General features: G+C 73.6%; 12 protein-coding genes. 5 read left to right on the top strand and 7 right to left on the bottom strand.

Features of this window, described 5'->3' with window-relative positions:
- Nucleotides 1-50: 50 nt before the first annotated feature.
- Nucleotides 51-4,187 carry an SGNH/GDSL hydrolase family protein gene (locus ACZ4VT_RS12295; RefSeq protein WP_467948857.1) on the top strand — a complete coding sequence of 1,379 codons (4,137 nt, stop codon included), beginning with the start codon at nt 51-53 and terminating at the stop codon, nt 4,185-4,187.
- A 73-nt stretch (nt 4,188-4,260) separates the two neighbouring features.
- Nucleotides 4,261-4,722, top strand: a complete 462-nt coding sequence (locus tag ACZ4VT_RS12300; RefSeq protein ID WP_467948859.1) for a hypothetical protein — start codon at nt 4,261-4,263, stop codon at nt 4,720-4,722.
- 95 nt (nt 4,723-4,817) lie between these two features.
- On the opposite strand, the gene ACZ4VT_RS12305 is transcribed toward ACZ4VT_RS12300, so the two are convergent.
- From ACZ4VT_RS12305 to ACZ4VT_RS12335, 7 genes are all read right to left on the bottom strand, one after another.
- Nucleotides 4,818-7,025 carry an FAD/NAD(P)-binding protein gene (locus ACZ4VT_RS12305; protein WP_467948861.1) on the bottom strand — a complete coding sequence of 736 codons (2,208 nt, stop codon included), beginning with the start codon at nt 7,023-7,025 and terminating at the stop codon, nt 4,818-4,820.
- Nucleotides 7,026-7,118: 93 nt separating this feature from the next.
- Nucleotides 7,119-8,234 carry a 2-aminoethylphosphonate aminotransferase gene (locus ACZ4VT_RS12310; RefSeq protein ID WP_467948862.1) on the bottom strand — a complete coding sequence of 372 codons (1,116 nt, stop codon included), beginning with the start codon at nt 8,232-8,234 and terminating at the stop codon, nt 7,119-7,121.
- Nucleotides 8,231-9,394, bottom strand: a complete 1,164-nt coding sequence (gene aepY, locus ACZ4VT_RS12315) for a phosphonopyruvate decarboxylase (RefSeq protein WP_467948864.1) — start codon at nt 9,392-9,394, stop codon at nt 8,231-8,233. Before aepY ends, ACZ4VT_RS12310 begins: the two co-directional genes overlap by 4 nt.
- Entirely contained in the window at nt 9,391-10,992 is a 1,602-nt protein-coding gene (locus ACZ4VT_RS12320) for an isocitrate lyase/phosphoenolpyruvate mutase family protein (RefSeq protein ID WP_467948866.1), read from the bottom strand. Before ACZ4VT_RS12320 ends, aepY begins: the two co-directional genes overlap by 4 nt.
- A 40-nt stretch (nt 10,993-11,032) precedes the next feature.
- A complete protein-coding gene (locus ACZ4VT_RS12325) occupies nt 11,033-11,704 on the bottom strand; it encodes a 4'-phosphopantetheinyl transferase family protein (RefSeq protein ID WP_467948868.1) in 672 nt (223 codons plus the stop codon).
- Nucleotides 11,701-13,287, bottom strand: a complete 1,587-nt coding sequence (locus ACZ4VT_RS12330; RefSeq protein WP_467948870.1) for an MFS transporter — start codon at nt 13,285-13,287, stop codon at nt 11,701-11,703. The genes ACZ4VT_RS12325 and ACZ4VT_RS12330 overlap by 4 nt, the downstream gene beginning before the upstream one ends.
- Nucleotides 13,284-14,234, bottom strand: coding sequence for a sterol desaturase family protein (locus tag ACZ4VT_RS12335; RefSeq protein WP_467948872.1), 951 nt, complete (start codon nt 14,232-14,234; stop codon nt 13,284-13,286). Before ACZ4VT_RS12335 ends, ACZ4VT_RS12330 begins: the two co-directional genes overlap by 4 nt.
- 280 nt (nt 14,235-14,514) lie before the next feature.
- On the opposite strand from ACZ4VT_RS12335, the gene ACZ4VT_RS12340 reads away from it, so the two are divergent.
- Genes ACZ4VT_RS12340 through ACZ4VT_RS12350 form a run of 3 tightly spaced genes read left to right on the top strand, consistent with a single transcriptional unit; the run spans nt 14,515 to nt 17,523 of the window.
- Entirely contained in the window at nt 14,515-15,318 is an 804-nt protein-coding gene (locus ACZ4VT_RS12340) for an alpha/beta fold hydrolase (RefSeq protein WP_467948874.1), read from the top strand.
- Between the two features lie 4 nt (nt 15,319-15,322).
- Nucleotides 15,323-16,537, top strand: coding sequence for a beta-ketoacyl-[acyl-carrier-protein] synthase family protein (locus ACZ4VT_RS12345; protein ID WP_467948876.1), 1,215 nt, complete (start codon nt 15,323-15,325; stop codon nt 16,535-16,537).
- Nucleotides 16,534-17,523, top strand: coding sequence for a beta-ketoacyl synthase N-terminal-like domain-containing protein (locus ACZ4VT_RS12350; RefSeq protein WP_467948878.1), 990 nt, complete (start codon nt 16,534-16,536; stop codon nt 17,521-17,523). Before ACZ4VT_RS12345 ends, ACZ4VT_RS12350 begins: the two co-directional genes overlap by 4 nt.
- The last annotated feature ends 5 nt before the right edge of the window (nt 17,524-17,528 follow it).

The raw sequence follows: 17,528 nt of genomic DNA on the forward strand, positions 1-17,528 counted from the left end.
CCAGAGAGCGAAGAGTGAATCGCAACAGATTGAGGCGGGCACGGATACCCGTGACCGCCGCCCTCACCCTGTCCATGGCCGCCGGAATCGCCACGTCGCAGGCCCTCGCCGCCCCGGCGCCGACCCCGCCCACGAACGCGACGGCCGACCAGAGCGCCAAGACCCCCGGCGGTGACGCACCCAAGCCCGAGGCCGTTCCCGAGCAGGACCGCTCCGCGGCCCTCGGCAAGGACTACCGCGGGTCGAAGGACCGCGCGTGGACCACGTCCGGCGACGGCACGGGCTTCCACGTCCTGCTCGCCGACGAGAAGGACGGCTACAAGTGGCGCACCGCCGCCACGCTGTCCGAGCCCGGCTTCGACACCGACACCTGGATCGGCAACGCCTGCCTGACCCAGGCCGGTACGCACGCCGCCGTCGCGTACGCGCCGCGTACGTTCACCAACAAGCCGGAGCTGATGGCGCGCGGCGCGTTCACCGCCATCGTCGACCTGCGGACCGGCCAGATCACCAAGCTGCCGGTGCAGGCCAGCCTCGGCTACTTCTCCCCGGGCTGCGGCACGGGCGACACGGCCGTCTTCTCGCAGTTCGCCGACGAGACGGCCCCGAAGAACGAGACGCGGCTCGTCAGCATCGACGCGCCCACCGCCAAGGCCGACCTCCTGACGGTGCCCGGCCAGGTGACCTCGGCGATCCCGGTCAACGGCGAGATCGTCGCCGCCCAGGGTCCCACCCTGGTCAAGGTGGCCAAGGACGGCAAGGACGCCAAGGTCCTTCCGATCAAGCGGACTTCGGCGATCCCGTTCCAGCTGATGGCCGACGCCGAGGGCGGCGTCACCTTCATCGACCGCGTCCAGCCCGGCGCCAAGCCCGCCGGGAAGCCCGGCGGCCTGCTCGCCCCCTCGGCCAAGGGCGGCCCCACCGCGCCGGAGGCCACGGGTGAGGTCAACCGGGTCACCTCCGCGGACGTCAAGAAGGCCGACGGCAAGGCCGCGGGCACCCAGGTGGCCACCGGCAAGCTGGAGGCCTTCGACCTGGCCCGCACCCCGTCCGGCACCGTGTTCGTCACCGGCACGGCGACGAACACCGGCAAGCTGCCGGGTCCGGTGAAGAACCCGGGCGGCATCGCCAAGGAGGCCACGGTCTCCAGCGAGGGCCAGGCCACCGTCATGACCCGCTGGGCCGACGGCAAGGACTCCCGGCTGCGCCCCGAGGACGCGCTGAGCGCCCGCGCCGCGCGCACCACGATCAAGGCCATGGACACGGGCAAGACCGTCGAGCTCGACGCCCTCCCGACCGCCGACCCGATCGGTGGCGGAAAGTCCCTCCAGGACGGCCAGAGCACCTCGCCCGCCCTGGAGAACGCCGGCGGCGCCAAGCCGGCCGCCAAGCCGAACGCCAAGAACGCGCCGTCCGGCGTCTCCTCGGCAGCGGCGGCGGCTCCGGCCAACGACACCGTCGACGCCGACCGGTTCTGCTCGGTCCCCCGCAACGACCCCCGCAAGCAGGCCTTCCAGCCCACGCCGCGGCAGGTCGAGTGGGCGGTCAACCAGACCGTCATCGGCCAGCTCAACAAGGGTGCCACGCGTCCGGCGAACTGGAAGAACACGGGCATGGCGGCCTACGCGCCGCAGTCCCTCTTCCCGCTCACCACGCTGGACGGCGACCCCAACAACACTCCGGACCGCGGTGACGAGTGGCACGTGCCCTCGCAGGTGATGCTCGGCATCACCGCGCAGGAGTCGAACATGTGGCAGGCCACGCGCTACGCCGTGCCCGGTGTCACCGCCAACTCGCTGATCGGCAACTTCTACGGGGTCAAGTACGCCTCCAACGGCCAGCAGCAGGACCCGTGGGCCATCGACTGGGCGGACGCGGACTGCGGTTACGGCATCACCCAGGTGACCGACGGCATGCGCATGCACGGCCACGAGAAGAAGGACGAGAAGCCCAAGACGGTCGTCCAGCAGGAGGCCGTCGCGCTCGACTACGCGGCCAACATCGCGTCCGGCGTCAACATCCTCATCGAGAAGTGGAACTCCACTCGCCGGGACGGGCTGGTCATCAACGACGGCCACCCCAAGTGGATCGAGAACTGGACGTACGCGCTGTGGGCGTACAACGCGGGCTACCACCCGCAGTCGACCGCGGGCTCCAACAGCGGCAAGTGGGGCGTGGGCTGGACCAACAACCCGGCCAACCCGCTGTGGAAGGCCAACCGCACGCCGTTCCTGGAGGACGCCAGCGGTGGCAACGCGTACTACCACGCGGCCGCCCCGCAGCACTGGCCGTACCAGGAGAAGGTGATCGGCTGGGCGGCCCGCCCGATCGAGGCCATGACCAAGCCGGGCACCTTCGGCGCCGGCTTCCGCGAGGCCTGGTGGCTCAACCCGGGTGAGCGCACCCGCGCGATGCCGCCGATCGGGCTGTTCTGCGACGCGTCCAACAACTGCGACCGCTCCAAGATCAGCGACACCGACTCGAACAAGACGGGTCAGGGCGCCTGCCTGCTTCCCGGCGACCCGAACACCTCGGACCCGCTGTACCTGAAGTGCTGGTACAACAAGCCGGCGACCTGGAAGAACTGCAAGGACGCGCAGTGCGGCACGCCCGTCCACCGGTTCAACGACACCTACCCGGAGCAGCCGGACGAGGCCTCGTACCCGCCGCGCTGCACCATCGGGCTCCCCGAGGGCACCCACGTCATCGACGACCTGCCCAACGGGTCCTCCCCAGCGGGTGGAGCACGCAACTGTGCCAACAACGTCTCGGCCGGAACGTTCCAGTTCACCTTCACCGGGTCGGGCGGTGCCTACCCGGGCAAGATCGACACGCACCAGATCGGTGCGGGCTTCCGCAACCACTTCTGGTTCACGCACACCCGTGACAAGTTCACGGCCGAGGGCGCCAGGCTGCTCACCTCCGGTACCTGGACGCTGAACAAGCCGGACCGGGGCTGGATGCGCGTCTGGGTCCACATCCCGGACCACGGGGCGCACACCCGCCAGGCCGCTTACCAGGTCAAGGGCACCGACTCCACCAGCGCAGTGCGCGTACAGCCGCAGCGGGTGATGGAGAACAAGTGGGCCGACCTCGGCGTCTTCAACTTCACCAGTACCCCGCAGGTGGTCCTGGACAACCACAGCAAGGACGGGGACGGCTCCGAGGACATCGCCTGGGACGCCGTCGGCTTCCAGCCGCTCGCTGCCAAGCCGGCGAACTTCGTCGTCGGCATGGGTGACTCGTACTCCTCGGGCGAAGGCGCCTCCGCCTCCGGCGGCGGTGACTACTACAAGGAGACCGACGTCCTCGGCAAGGACAAGAAGCTCCGCAACGCCTGTCACCGGTCCAAGTACGCGTGGTCGCGCCAGGCCACCCTGCCGGGGTACGCCAAGTCGATCGGCGCCTTGTCCGACGACCGCGACTCCAACATGGACTACCACCTGATCGCCTGCTCGGGTGCCCAGACGGAGAACATCCTCTCCGCCAAGGACGACAAGGGGGTGGTCCGGGACGCCAAGAACGCCGACGGCCAGTTCGGTCAGTCCTCCTACGGCGAGCTCGCGCAGCTCGACAAGGGCTACCTCGACCAGAACACCACCCTGGTGACGATGTCGATCGGCGGCAACGACTCGCGGTTCACCGACGTCGTCAAGGAATGCATCTACGCGGCGGGACTCCTCAACTGCCAGCACGCTTCACTGGACGGCGAGACGGGAGACCTCAAGGACACCGAGCCGAAGCTGATCAAGGAGAAGGTGCGGCCCTCGATCGTCACCACGCTCAGGGAGATCGCCGAGCGGGCACCGCATGCCAAGATCGTGCTGATGGGCTACCCGCCCCTCCTGGAGGGCATGGTCTGCATCCCGGGCATCAACGAGGACGAGCATTCCTGGCTCAACGGGATCGGCGCCCTGCTGGTCAAGGAGATGGAGGGGGCCGCCGCCGACGCCAGGGCGGCCGGTATCAAGGTCCAGTTCTCCGACCCCACGGACGACTTCAAGGGCAAGGCCATCTGCGGCAACCCCGAGTCGATCCACGGGATCGTCGCGGACAAGACCCCCGGTGACGAGGACGGTGTGCCGACCTCGGCCCAGTCCTTCCACCCGAAGATCGCGGGAGCCCGGCTGTACGCCAACTCCATGGAGGCCACGATGAACAGCGCTCCGTGGAAGGCCATGAAGTAGCGGCCTCCCACTGGTGGGGCCCTGAGTATCCGTACTCAGGGCCCCTGCCTGTTCTTCTGAAAGGCTTCCCTCCATGAACAAGGCTTACGGCGTTGCCGGCGCCGCCCTCACCGGCGCCCTCACCGGGTGGCTGGCAGTGGGCCTGTGGCAGTGGGCCGACGCCGAGGACAAGCGCACCTGCGCGGACAGCACGTCGGTCTGTCTCACGTACTACCCGCTGACCGGCATCCTCACGTGGGTGGTTCTGGCCGCGGTCGTCTTCGCCGTCGCCCTGCCCCTGGTGGGGGTGCGGCCGCGGAAGACGGCGGCGGCGGCCTCCCTCGCCCTTCAGATGTACGCGCTGGCCATCATCGGCCCGTTCGCGCCGCGCGACGTCCCCGGCACCAACGCGCCGAATCTGATCGCCCTGGCGCTGGGGCCGGCGCTCGTCGGCGTGTGCGCGGTGCCGGCCTGGCGCCGCGCCGGGCTCGTCGCCATCGGTGTGCTGGTGGCGGCGGGCCTGGTCGCCGTCGGCATCGACAAGGACATGTTCTAGATCCGCCGCACCGGCATGCCGATGGGCCCCCGCGTCACGCGGGGGCCCATCGGTGTTTCCGCGGGCCGCCGGGGAGGGGTCGGCGGCCCGCGGGGTCAGCGGCTTGTGGCCCTCGGCCAGAAGCGGTCCAGCCACACCAGCGTGTCCCGCATGACGTAGTGGTCGGCGTTCGGGCGCAGCGCGGACAGCAGGAACGACCGGGCGCCCTCGGAGGGCACGCCCAGGACGGTGATCCGCGGGTCCGGTGTGCCGTCCGAGTCGACGGGGTGGAACTCCGGGGTCAGGTCGAGGCCGCCCGGCTGGAAGACCTCGCCGTCCGCGGACTCGTTGCGCCACAGCCGTACCAGGCCCCGGTCCAGCAGGTTCCGGTAGAGCGGCAGCACGTCGAGCCGCGGGTCGAAGCCGTGCATCCGGGCCTCGACCAGGACGTCGACGGGGCGCGAGAGGCCCGTGTGCGGGCCCTCCACCACGGCCTTGCCGGTGCCCTCGTCGAGGCGGACCCGGGCGTCCGGTCCGGCGCCCACGTCCAGCAGCCCGCAGTCGATCAGCGCGGCCATCCTGGCCATGATCTCGGGGGCCGCGCCGTTCGCCAGCCGGTTGTGGTGGCGCACGTACCGCTGGAGGAAGTGCCGCTGGGAGGCCGCGGTCAGGCCCCCGTGGTCCACCGCGTACGAGAGCACCTGGCGCAGGTCGCGCCAGACGCCGTCGGCGGCCGCCTTGTGGGGGTTGCGCACGTTGCCCTGCCGGGCCCACAGCTGGTCGCGCGCCATGAACGCGCGGACCGACGCGCGGAACTCCCCGGCGGAGCCGGCCGGCGGCACCGGGGAGACGGCGCGCTGCCAGTCGAAGCGGTTGCCGTGCAGGTAGGTCTCCAGCCCCCACGCGGAGGACAGGGCGTCGGTCACCGGGCCGGGCGACAGGGAGTGGTCGACGCGGTAGCGCACCTCGGCCTCGGCCACGGTGCCGTACACGGTCCGGGTCCAGTGCAGCAGGACGTCCCGTACCTGCCAGGAGACGGTGCCCTGGGCCGTGGACAGCGTGGACTTGCCGCGCAGGACGGACTCCAGCACGTCGGCGATCTCCTCCACCGCGCGCTCCAGCGGGGCGAGGAGGTGGCCGGGGCCGTCGGCGGGCGTGCCCGTCACGAAGGCCAGGTAGCCCGGCAGCGCGCGCTGGGTCAGCAGCAGCGCGGCGGCGGGGCCGAACAGGGTGACGTAGTGCAGGTGGGCCATCTCCAGGACGACCAGGGGCAGCAGGTCCCGTTCGAAGTCCAGCTGCGCCCGCCCGGGCCCGCCGCCGGCCGGGGGCCGGCCGGCGTGGGCGCGCAGCTGGTCGACCGCCTCGCGCGTCAGGAAGGTGCCGGGGTGGTCCCCGGAGCCGTCGCTGGGCTTGTGGTTGTCGGGCCGGGCGAAGGTGAACAGTCCGGAGCCGCTGAAGGCCACGACGGCCGCCGGCTCCCGGCCGCTCGGGCGGTAGACCAGGCCGGAGGCGTCCTCGTGGAAGGTGCCGCCGCGGCCCTCGGTCAGGTGCAGGATGGTGTCGATGGCGGTGAGGCCCATGCCGGCGCAGCCGACGACCGACTCCGGTCCGCACGCGGCGGCGTCGAGCCGGGCGTCCAGCGGGTACGGGTGCGGGACGTGGCGGGTCCCGCCGGCGGCGGGGCGGGCCGTGCGGCGGCCCCCGGCGACGCGCCGCGGATCGTGGTACGAGTGGCCCGTCAGCAGCAGCACCTCGTCCGCGGGGCGGCGCTCGCCGTCGGCGGTGACGACCTCGAACCGGTGGTCGGGGAGGGGGTCGAGGTCCACGACCTCCGCGTGGTGCAGGTGCAGTTCGGCGCCCGGGTGGCGGCGCAGGTCCGCGGCGAAGGCCCGGAACATGTCGCTCAGGGCGAGCCCGTGCACGTAGCGCTTGGGCCAGTCCTCCGGGCCGAGGTCGAGGTCGGGGTCGCCGGTCTCCTCGAAGCGGCGCCGGCACCACTCGTGCAGGGTGGGCCGTTCGGCGGCGGGCCGCAGCGGGCCGGCGCCGGTCACCGTCTCGTCGGCGGCGAAGCCCACCTGGGCGCCGATCCGGTTGAGGTAGCTGGTGCGCGCCTGGTCGGGGCTGTGGGCCCGGCCCGCGCCGAACGCGCCGGTGCGCTCGAAGAGGTGGACCTCCAGGCGGTGCCCCTGCCCGAGCCGGTCGATCGTCGCCGAGAGCCTCTCCAGGGCGTACGTGGCCCTGGGGCCGCCCCCCACCACGGCGAGCCGGTAGGGCTCTGCCGTCGCCGCGGGGCGGCCGGATGCGTCAGCTCGGGGGGTGGTCACGGGCGCCTCATTCGGTGGTCGGAACGGATCGGCCGGGGTACGGGCGGCCCCGGTGTGGCGGGGTGCGGGTCAGTCCCGGTCCGGGAGGGCGGGTCAGTCCCGGTCCGGGAGGGTGCGGGCGAGCGCCGCGAGGAAGCGCTCGATGTCCTGCCCGGTCATCCGGCCCATGGTCGAGAGCCGGAAGAAGTCCGCTGCCAGCTGTTCCTGGGCGCTGTAGATCACGAACCCCTCGGCGCGCAGGCCCCGGTGCAGGGCGGCGTAGCCGGTGCCGGCCGGGATGCGGACGGCCGTGAGGGAGGCGGCCCGCTGTTCCGGCGGGAGCAGGATCTCCAGGCCGAGCGCCTCCAGGCCGTCGCGCAGCTGCCCGGCGAGGGCCGAGTAGCGGGCGTGGCGGGCCTCCCAGCCCTCGGCCAGGGCCAGGTCGAGGGCGGTGTCGAAGGCGTAGAAGGCGGGGATCCCGGGGGTGAACGCCGGGGCCTGGGCCTTCTCCTGGGCGGTGTGGTGCCGGTGCAGGTCGAGGTAGTAGCTGCGGCGCGGGGCGCCGGCCAGCCCTTCGAAGGCGGTCCTGGCCGCGCTGACGAAGCCGAGGCCGGGGGCGCCCTCCAGGCACTTGTTGGCGGAGCCCGCCAGCCAGTCGATGCCGTCGGCGGCCAGCGAGACGCGTTCGGCGCCGATGCTGCTGACGGCGTCGACGACGACCTCGCGGCCGTGCGCGTGCGCGATCCGGGTCACGCCGGCCACGTCGTTGAGCATTCCGCTGCTGGTCTCGTGGTGGACCACGCCGACGTGGGTCAGGCCCGGGTCGGCGGCCAGGGCCCGGTCCACGGCGTCGAGGTCCACGGGTGTGGCCCAGCCCAGTTCGAGCCGCCGGCTGCGGATGCCGTGGGCGTCGGCGATGTGCCGGAACCGCTCGCCGTAGTGCCCGTTGTCGATGACGAGCAGGGCGCCGTCGTGGGGTACGGCGGAGCTGACGGCGGCCTCGACGGCGGCGGTGCCCGAGCCGGTGAGGACGACGGAGGTGTGCCGCTCGTCTCCGCCGGCGGCCAGGGTGGTCTTGTGCCGTACGCGGGTGAGCAGGTCGGAGAACTCCGGCTCGCGGTGGCACATGTCGGGGCCGGCGAGCGCCGTGCGCACCCGGTCGTCCGTGATGACCGGGCCGGGGTTCATGAGGACCAGCCGCTCCGGGCGGGCCGGCGTGCTGTCGTTCATCGGGCGATCGCTTCCTTGAATCGGGCTGCCGAGGCGGGCGGGGCGAGGGCCGGGCGGCCGAGGTTCGGGTCCGAGCCCGGGGCGATGCGCACGCGGATCAGCTGGGCTCCCCCGTCCCGCTGCGCGCGCAGCACCGCGGCGCGCAGGGCGTCCGCGTCGGCGACGTCGTGGGCGGCCCGGTAGCCGCAGGCCGTGGCGATCGCCGCGAAGTCGACCCCGGCGGAGGCGGTGGGCTGGCCGCCGGTGGACTCGTAGGACTCGTTGTCCAGCAGGAGGTGGCACAGGTCCGTGTCCGGCTGCCGGCCGATGGTCGCCATCGCCTCCAGCCGCATGAGTGCGGCGCCGTCGCCGTCGAGGACGGCGACCCGGCGGTCCGGGGCGTGCATCGCCACGCCGAGGGCCACGCTGGAGGCGCAGCCCATGGAGCCGACGACGTACAGGTTCTCGGGGCGGTCCCGGTCGCGTTCCAGCTCCCGCGCGGTCTTGCCGGTGGTGGCGACGAGCAGGGTGCGCGGGTCCATGGCGGAGACGATGTGGCCGATCGCCTCGGCCCGCTTCATCAGCGGCGGGCCGGCCGGGGCCGCGGTCGCGGTCGCGGTCCGGCCGGGGGCCTCGTACGGGGCGATGGCGCCCTTGGGCACGATGAAGGCGAACGGCAGTCCGGTGGCGGCCATGTGCTCGGCGGCGGCGTCGAGCCGCCGCGCGAGGAGCGCGGGGTCGTCCGGGAGCACTTCGTTGCGGATGTCCATGGACGTCAGCAGGTCGGGGGTGATCCGGCCCATCAGCTCGTGCTGCGGCTCGTCGGGGAGGCCGGGGCGGCCGCGCCAGGTGACGAGGAGCAGCACCGGCAGGCGCAGGGTGTGGCAGAGGGAGGTCAGCGGGTTGACGGTGTTGCCCAGCCCGGAGTTCTGGAGGATGACCACCGGCCGGCGCCCGGCGAGGACGGCGCCCGCGGCCAGGGCGACGGCTTCGCCCTCGTTGGCCGCGATGACGTACTCCTTCGGGTGTTCGGCCTCCAGGCAGGAGATGACGGGGCCGAGGAAGGAGCAGGGCACGCCGGTGAAGGGGCCGTGGCCGTGCCGCTGGAGCAGTTCGACCAGGGTGCGCGGCTCCAGGACGCCGGGCGCGGCCGTCGTGGGCCGCGTGGTCCGCGTGCTCACCGGCCGGTCTCCCGGGTGGCGAACAGCTCGGTGGCGCGGCTGACGTCCTGCGGGGTGCGCAGTTCCAGCCAGCCGGAGCCGATCTCCACGGCCCGGACGCGGTGCCCGGCGGCGAGCAGGTCGGTGAGCAGGTCGGCCAGGGTGGCCTCGGAGCCGTTGGCGCGGCGCTTCTCGGCGACTTGGCGCAGCGCGGTGAGGCCCTCGGCGGAGCAGGCCGCGGCGCCGGCGAACTCGCCGTCCGCGGTGGGGCCGGTGGCGGCGAGGACCGCGCTGCCCGCGGCGCCGCCGATGCGCCGGCCGTCGCGGGCCTCGGAGTCGAGGGCCAGCGGGAGGGCGTCGGTGCGGCGCGGCGTGCCGGGCCCGGCGGACACGTCGACGAGGACGGCGAGGTCGGCGCCGGCGGCGACGAGCCGGCGCAGCGGCTCGCCCTCCACGAACACGTCGTCGGAGACCAGCACGGTGCCGGCGAGATAGGTGTCGTCCAGTGCCAGCACGGCGCCGGCGGCGTCCGCCTGCGCGGGCAGGACCACGACGTCCTGCGGGGCCTCCTGCGCGTGACCGTGGGCGCCCGCCGTGGCCGACACCGATTCGATGTCGGCCCGGCGCAGCGCGGTGCTCTGCTCGGCCAGCAGGCCGGCGCCGGGTGCGGTGGGCGGGCCGGGGACGATGACGGCGCGCGCCCGGCTCGCGTACGGGGTGATGTACGCGGCCTCGTGCTGCTTCTGGAGCGGCATGCCCTGGAGGTCGAACACGGTGGCCAGCGGGGCGATCCGGTCCTCGATGCCGGTCGTGCGGTCGTCGCGCAGGATCGAGGCGAAGGTCTCGGTGACGGCGGCGATGCCCGCGCGCAGGCCGTGGTTGGCGTAGATCACCATCTTGGCGCCGGCTTCGGACAGTTCGGTGGCCGTGATGGTGTGGTAGGTGGTGGGGACCACGACGACCGGGGTCGGCAGGGTCCAGCGCTCCAGGAAGCGCAGCACCGGCTCGGGGGAGCTGCCCTTGGCGTGGATCAGCACCGCGTCGGCGCCGGCCGCGGCGTACGCCTCGCCTCGGCGCAGGGCCTCGTCCATGCCCCAGCCCGCGATGAGGGCCTCGATCCGGGCGATGACCATGAGGTCCGGGGTGCTCTGGGCGGCCTTGGCGGCGCGCAGCTTCCCGCAGAACTCGGCGATGGGCGCCAGTTCCTGACGGCCCGGGATGAAGCTGTTGACCTTCGGGAAGCGCTTGTCCTCGATGGAGACGCCGGCGATGCCGGCCGCCTCGTACCGGCGGATCATGTTCATGACGTTGTGGGCGTTCCCGTAGCCGGCGTCGCAGTCGGCCACGACGGGGACCTCGACCGCCGCCGCCAGGGAGGAGGCCGTGGCGAGGAGTTCGCTCATGGTGAGGATGTCGGTGTCGGGCACGCCCTGGGAGGCCGAGACCTCCAGGCCGCTGGACCAGACCCCGTCGAAGCCGGCCCGCTCGGCGAGGCGCGCACCGAGCGGGTTGTGCGCGCCGACGATGCGTACGGTGCCGGGGCGGGCGAACAGTTCCCTTAGCTGCCGGGCTCCGGAGGTGCTGTGCTCCCCGCGTGCCTCTGTCGTACCGGTGGTCATGCTTTCTCCTGTAGTCCGCGTTCGTGCGTGTGGGGGGCGGTCAGACGGTGGCGGCCGTGATCACCAGGCCGTCGGCCACCAGCCAGCGCCCGGTGAAGTGCCGTACGGTGCGGCCGCCCACGACCGGGCCCTCGACCAGCAGACGGGCGTGGAACTCGCCGCCGGTGGCGGCGGGGCCCGGTGCGGGGCGGAAGCGGAGCTCGGCCTCGGTGAAGTCGAGCCAGCGCCCGGTGAGCGGGAACCACGCCTTGTAGACCGATTCCTTGGCGCTGAAGAGGACCGTGTCCCAGTGCAGCCCCGGCCGGGACCGCGACAGGGCCCGCAGCCGGCCGCGCTCGTGCGGGAGCGCCACCGCCTCCAGGACCCCCAGGGGCAGCGGGACGTGCGGTTCGGCGTCGATGCCGAGTCCCGCCAGCTCCGAGGACCGGGCGGCGGCCGCCGCCCGGTAGCCCTCGCAGTGGGTGATGGCCCCGGCCACCCCCTGCGGCCACAGCGGCTCCCCCGATCCGCCCACGGGCAGCGGCCCGGCGGGCACGCCGAGGCGGTCCAGCGCGCGGTGCGCGCAGTGCCGTCCGGTGGCGAAGGCCCGCCGGCGCCGCTCGGAGGCCCCGGCCACCGCCGCCAGCTCCTCCGGGTAGAGCGAGTCGGCGGTGGCGACGTCGGCGTACTCCGCCGAACTGGCCACGCCGGCGGGCAGGATCCGCTCGATCACGCGCCGTGCCCTCCGCCCGCGCGCCCGCGCCCCGCGAAGAGGGCGGCGACGGCGCCCAGCGCGGCCACCGCCGCGGTGGCCAGCAGGGCCTGCTGCATGCCCTCCAGGAACACCGACTGGGCGATCCGGGTCAGGACCTCCTGGGCCGCGTCCACCGACCCGGGATCCGGGGCCAGGCCGACGGCCGCCTTGCGGACCACCCCGTCCATGGCGCCGGGCGCGACGGCGACGGATTCCGCGGCGAGCCGGCCGGGCAGCGCGGAGGCGCTGTGCGCCGCGACGACGGCGCCCACGACGGCGATGCCCAGGCTGCCGCCGACCTGCATGGCCGTCTGCTGCATGCCGCCGGCCACACCGGACAGTTCCACCGGGGCGCTGCTGATGACGAGCTTGGTGGCGCCGACCATGACCGGGCTGAAGCCCAGCCCGAGCAGGAAGAAGCACAGCGTCATCCGAAGGGTCCCCGACTGCGCGTCGAGGAGGGACAGGGCGCACATGGCCACGGCCGTGACGGACAGTCCGAGGACCACCGGGGTCCGGGGCCCGGACCGGCTGATCCACATGGCCGCGGGCGGTGCGCCCACGATCATCAGCAGGGTCAGGCCCAGTACGCGGATGCCCGAGTCGGCCGGGGACAGCCCGAGCACGTTCTGCAAGTAGAAGATCAGGACGAACGGGGCGCCGACCATGACGAAGGCCATGGAGAGCAGCGTCAGCACGCCGACGGTGAACCGCCTCGACAGGAAGAGGCGCGGCGGCACCAGAGGATCGCCGGTACGCCGCTCCCACCACGCGAAGAAGCCGCCGAGCAGCAGCGCCGCGGCCAGCAGGGCCAGGGTCCGGGCATCGGGCCGGCCCTGGTCGGCGACCGTGGCCAGGCCGCCGACCAGCAGGCACAGCGCACCGCCCAGTACGGCCATGCCCAGCAGGTCCAGCCGGCCGGGCGCGGCCTCGCCGCGGGTGTCGCGCAGGACGAGGACGCCGAGGACCAGGGCCACCGCTCCGAGCGGGACGTTGAGGAAGAACACCCAGCCCCACGAGGCGTGTTCGACCAGCAGACCGCCGACGACCGGCCCGGCCGCGGTGGACGCGGCGATCACCGAGCTGCGCACGGCGATCGGCATGTTGAGGCGGTCGGCGGGGAAGGCGGTGCGCAGCAGGCCGAGGGTGGCCGGCTGCATCAGCGCGCCGAACACCCCTTGCAGGACGCGCAGGCCGATGACCCAGCCGAGGCTGTCGGAGGCGCCGATGGCCACGGAGGTGGCCGTGAAGCCCGCGGCGCCGATGAGGAAGACGGTGCGGTGGCCGTAGCGGTCCCCGAGCCGGCCCGCGGCGATCAGCAGGGCGGCGACCGCGAGGAGGTAGCCGTTCGTCACCCACTGGATGCCGGTCAGGCTCGCGCCGAGGTCGTCCTGCATGGCCGGCTGGGCGACGGTGACGATCGTTCCGTCGAGCGAGACCATCATGGCCCCGACGGAGAGGGTCAGCAGCGTGAGCCAGGGGTGGCCCCGCACCCCGCGGCGCGGCGGGGCCGACTGGTCCTGCCCCTCGGCGGCCGCGGTGGGTCCGGTCGCCTTGCTCATGTGAGGAGTTCACCCGGCTGTCCCGCGGCCGCCCGGCCGGAGGCCTCGCCGGCGCCGTCGCGGGTGCCCGCGTCGCGGCGGCCGGCTCCGTCCTCGGCGGGCTTCCAGCCGGGCGGGCCGAAGACGTAGCCGAGCTTGTGGCGCAGCGTGCTCGCCCCGCGCACGTCGCGGAACATGTTGCCGAACTCGTGCACCTGGATCTTCCAGATGGAGAAGGTCTCGATCTGCTTGGTGAGGCCGTACGTGGGGCGCTGCACCTCGGGCTGGAAGGTGCCGAAGATGCGGTCCCAGAAGATCAGGATGCTGCCGAAGTTCTTGTCCAGGTACTCCGGGTCGTTGCCGTGGTGGACGCGGTGGTGCGAGGGCGTCACGAAGACGTACTCGATGAAGCGCGGCAGCTTGCCGATCTTCTCGGTGTGCGCGAACAGCCCGTAGACCAGGTGCACCGAGTGCATGGTGAAGACCAGCGCGGGGTGCACGCCCAGGAGCGGCAGCGGAAGCCAGATCATCTTCTCGAACCACTGGGCCCACTTGCGGCGCAGGGCGGTCGACAGGTTGAAGTACTGGCTGGAGTGGTGGACCTGGTGGCCGGCCCAGATGAGCCGGATGCCGTGCGCGGCTCGGTGGTACCAGTAGAGGAGGAACTCCACGCCGAAGAAGAGGAACACCCACGTGGTCCACGACGTGGACGACAGGTGCCAGGGCGCTATGTACTCGTAGACCAGCAGGTACAGCGCCAGGGCCACGGTCCGCAGCGCGGTGGACGAGAACAGCGCGCCGAAGCCCGTGAGGATGCTCGCCCGGTGGTCCCGGAGGTCGTAGCCGGGGCGCTCGTCGTGGTCGTCGCCGAACTTCATCGCCAGCAACTCGATCACGATCAGCAACGCCATGGCGGGCAGGGCGTAGACCGCCGGATCGTGCAGCCGGTCCATGACCTTGTCGAGCATCGCTCTCTCCTTGATTCGGCTTCCGCATTAGCCTAAACACGCTCCCTAAAATGCCCCCTAAAGCCCGCCTTAATTCCCTTGTCACCTCCTTTAACCGCCTTACGCGCAGAACTGTTTAGTCTCGTTTTAGCCATGCCCGGGTACGCTCGCCGTCGGCTCGGGACAATCCCGCACATCGCGTGGGAAGAGAACACCGGCCGCGTCGATCGAAACTCGCAATTTCCGGATCGGCGCCATTTCTTCGAAGAGCCGGCCGAGGCGGTCCAGGAACGGGGTGCGGATGAGCGGGAGTCGTCTTGCGGTCCGGCTGGAGCGGCCCGCCCGCGGCGCCGCCCCGGTGCGCGTGCTCACCCTGCACGGGCTGGCGGCGAGCGGGACCACCTGGCGGTCCTTCCGCGAACTCGCCTCACCCGCGATCGAGTTGTGGAACGCCGAGCTGCCCTGGGGCACGGCCGGCGCGTCCGCGTGGAGCCACCGCGGGGATCCCGCCGAGTGGATCGGCGCCGCGCTCGGCCAGGTGTCGGGCGGGGCCGACGTCGTCGTCGCGCATTCCTTCTCCGCCGTCCTCGCCCTGGAGTACCTCGCGGGCACCCCGCGGGCCGAGCGGCCCCGCGCCCTCGTCCTCGTATCGCCCTTCCACCGCAGGGACCCGGCCGACTTCCACTGGGACACCGCCGGCCACTACCTCGGCATCTTCCAGGAGGTGTTCGAGGAGGCACTGCGGATCGCGTCCGTCCGCGCACCGTCCCCCGAGACGCTCCGGGACATGGCCGTCCTCGTGCGCGACCGCGTGGGTCCGTACGGCTGGCTGCGCTTCTGGGAGAGCTATCTGCGCAGCCCGTTCGTCGACGTCCGGGACCTGGACCTGCCGGTGCTCGTCGTGGCCGGGGAGGACGACCGCTTCGCCGCACCGGGGGACGCCGCCCTGCTGGCGGACGCCCTGCCGCAGGGGCGGCTGGAAGTGCTGCGGGGCTGCGGGCACTTCCCGATGACCGAGCGGCCGGGGCCGTTCGCCGACGCGGTGCACCGGCTGCTCGCCGACCACCTCGCGGCGCCGTCCGCGGCTCCCACGAAGGCGGGTTGACCCCTTGGACCCCTCTGCCACCCCCGATGTCCTCGTGACCGGCATCGGCGCGGTCAGCTGCCTCGGCGCCAGCGCGGACGCGTTCTGGACGGGGCTGAAGGCCGCCGCCGGGCGCCCCACCGCCGTACCCGGCCTGACCGAGCGCGTGCCGGACGTCCTCGCCTACCAGGTGCCCGACGGCGCCCCGGCGACGGACTCCGCGCACGCGGCGCCGGGCCGCGCCACGCGGTTCGCGCTGAGCGCCGCCCGCGAGGCGATCGCGGACGCGGGCCTGGAACCGCGCGAGATCGCCGGGGCGGCCGTGGTCCTCGGCACGGCCGGCGGCGAGGGCGGCGGGCGCGAGGGCGAGCACACGGGCGACGGCGAAGGCGGAGGCGGAGGCACCCGCGGTGGCGCGCCCGCCGGCGCCTGGGAGCCGGTGTTCTCCGTCGCCGCCGCGGTGGGCGCGGGACTCGGGACCTTCGGCCCGAACATCAGCGTGAGCAACGCCTGCGCGGCGAGCGGGTACGCGCTCTCCGTCGCCGTGGACCTGATCCGCCGCGGCGAGGCGGACACCGTGCTGCTGGGAGGCGCGGAAGGCATCGCCTGGGTGCCCCTGGCGAGCTTCAGCCGGCTCGGCGCGGCCGACCCCGAGACCTGCCGTCCCTTCGACGCCGAACGCCGGGGCACCGTCTTCGGCGAGGGCGCCGCCGTGCTCGTCCTCCAGTCGGCGCGGGCCGCGGCCGGCCGCCCCGCGTACGGCAGGGTGCTGGGGACCGCGTGGAGCTGCGACGCCCACCACCCCACCGCCCCCGACCCCGGCGGCGAACAGCTGGTACGGGTGGCCCGCGCGGCCCTCGACGAGGCGGGTCGGGCGCCCGGCGACATCGGGTGCGTCATCCCGCACGGCACCGGCACCCTGCAGAACGACGTGATCGAGTACCGGGTCCTGCGCGAGGTGCTCGGCGAGCGCGCCCCGGCCACACCGCTGTTCAGCCTGAAGGCGTTCATCGGGCACACCGCCGGCGCCGCGGCGGCCTTCGCCGCCGTCACCGCCGCGCTCATCGCCCGGCACGGCGAGATCCCGGCCAACGTCCCCCTGGCGAGCCCGGACCCCGAGTGCCCGGTCCTGCTGCCGCAGGACGGTCCGACCCCGCTGGAGCGCCCGGACGTCCTGGTCAACGCGTACGCGTTCGGCGGCAGCAACTTCTCGATGGTCTTCGGGGGCGGGGCACGATGACGCGGACAGAAGCCGGGACGGCCACGCCGCGGGCCGTGGTGGCCGAGTCCGTGGTCCACGGCGCGGCGCTGGTCGTCCCGCCGGACGGCACTCCCCCGGACGCTCCCTGGTTCGACCACCGCGCCCGGCTGGGCCGGGGCCACAAGTACCTGCCGCCCGCCTGCCAGTACCTGCTCGCGGCCGCCCGGACGGCCCTGGAGGCGTCCGGTCAGGAGTCCGGCCGGCACGCCCCGGAGCTCCGCGGCGCCGTCGTCGGCACCAACAGCGCGGTGGCGGCCCTGCACGCCGGCATCGAGGAGACGGTCCGCCGCGAGGGGGCCGGCGCCCTGAGCCCGATGAGCGTGCCGTACTTCTCGGTCAACCTCGTCGCCGCCCGCCTGTCGACCGAGCACGTGCTCAAGGGCTTCAACCTGACGGTGACCTCACCGCGGGTGGCCGGCGTCGAGGCCCTGCACCTGGCCGCCCGCGAACTGGCCGCGGGCCGCGGCGCCGTGGTGCTGGCCGGGGCGGCCGAGGCTCCCGATCCCCGCCCCGGCGACGCCGAGCCCGAGGCCGGCGCCGCGCTGCTCGTGCTGCGTCCGGCGGGCGGGCCCGTACCGGCCGGCGGCGCGGTGCTGCGGACCGTACTGCGCTTCCTCCCGCCGCCGGCGCTGTCCGGGGCCGGCGGCCGCGGCCTGGCGGAGGACTCCGTACGGGAGGCGCTGGACGTTCTCTGCACGAGCGGCCCGGCCCCGTACGAGGTCGAGCTGCTGGCCGATCCCTCGCCCGTCGGGGACGCGGTCGCCCGCGCGCTGCGCGCCTGGTGCGCCGGCCGCGCACCGGTGTCCGCGCGGCGGTCCGGGGCGCGGGCCGGGTCGCTCGCCCCGGTGGTCCGGCTGGCCGACCGCCCCCTCCCGGCGGGCGGCGGCACCCGGCTGGTCGTCGTCGCCTCCCGCGCGGGCAACGTGGCGCTCGCCGCGGCTCACACCCCCGAACCCACCAACTGAGAGGT

It is taken from the genome of Streptomyces sp. NPDC029164 (assembly GCF_055563995.1).

Bases quoted from the DNA above. Each gene is read 5' to 3' on its own strand.
- ACZ4VT_RS12300 (WP_467948859.1), top strand. From the start codon at position 4,261: ATGAACAAGGCTTACGGCGTTGCCGGCGCCGCCCTCACCGGCGCCCTC.
- ACZ4VT_RS12310 (WP_467948862.1), bottom strand. From the start codon at position 8,234: ATGAACGACAGCACGCCGGCCCGCCCGGAGCGGCTGGTCCTCATGAAC.
- ACZ4VT_RS12320 (WP_467948866.1), bottom strand. From the start codon at position 10,992: ATGACCACCGGTACGACAGAGGCACGCGGGGAGCACAGCACCTCCGGA.
- ACZ4VT_RS12330 (WP_467948870.1), bottom strand. From the start codon at position 13,287: ATGAGCAAGGCGACCGGACCCACCGCGGCCGCCGAGGGGCAGGACCAG.
- ACZ4VT_RS12335 (WP_467948872.1), bottom strand. From the start codon at position 14,234: ATGCTCGACAAGGTCATGGACCGGCTGCACGATCCGGCGGTCTACGCC.
- ACZ4VT_RS12340 (WP_467948874.1), top strand. From the start codon at position 14,515: ATGAGCGGGAGTCGTCTTGCGGTCCGGCTGGAGCGGCCCGCCCGCGGC.
- ACZ4VT_RS12350 (WP_467948878.1), top strand. From the start codon at position 16,534: ATGACGCGGACAGAAGCCGGGACGGCCACGCCGCGGGCCGTGGTGGCC.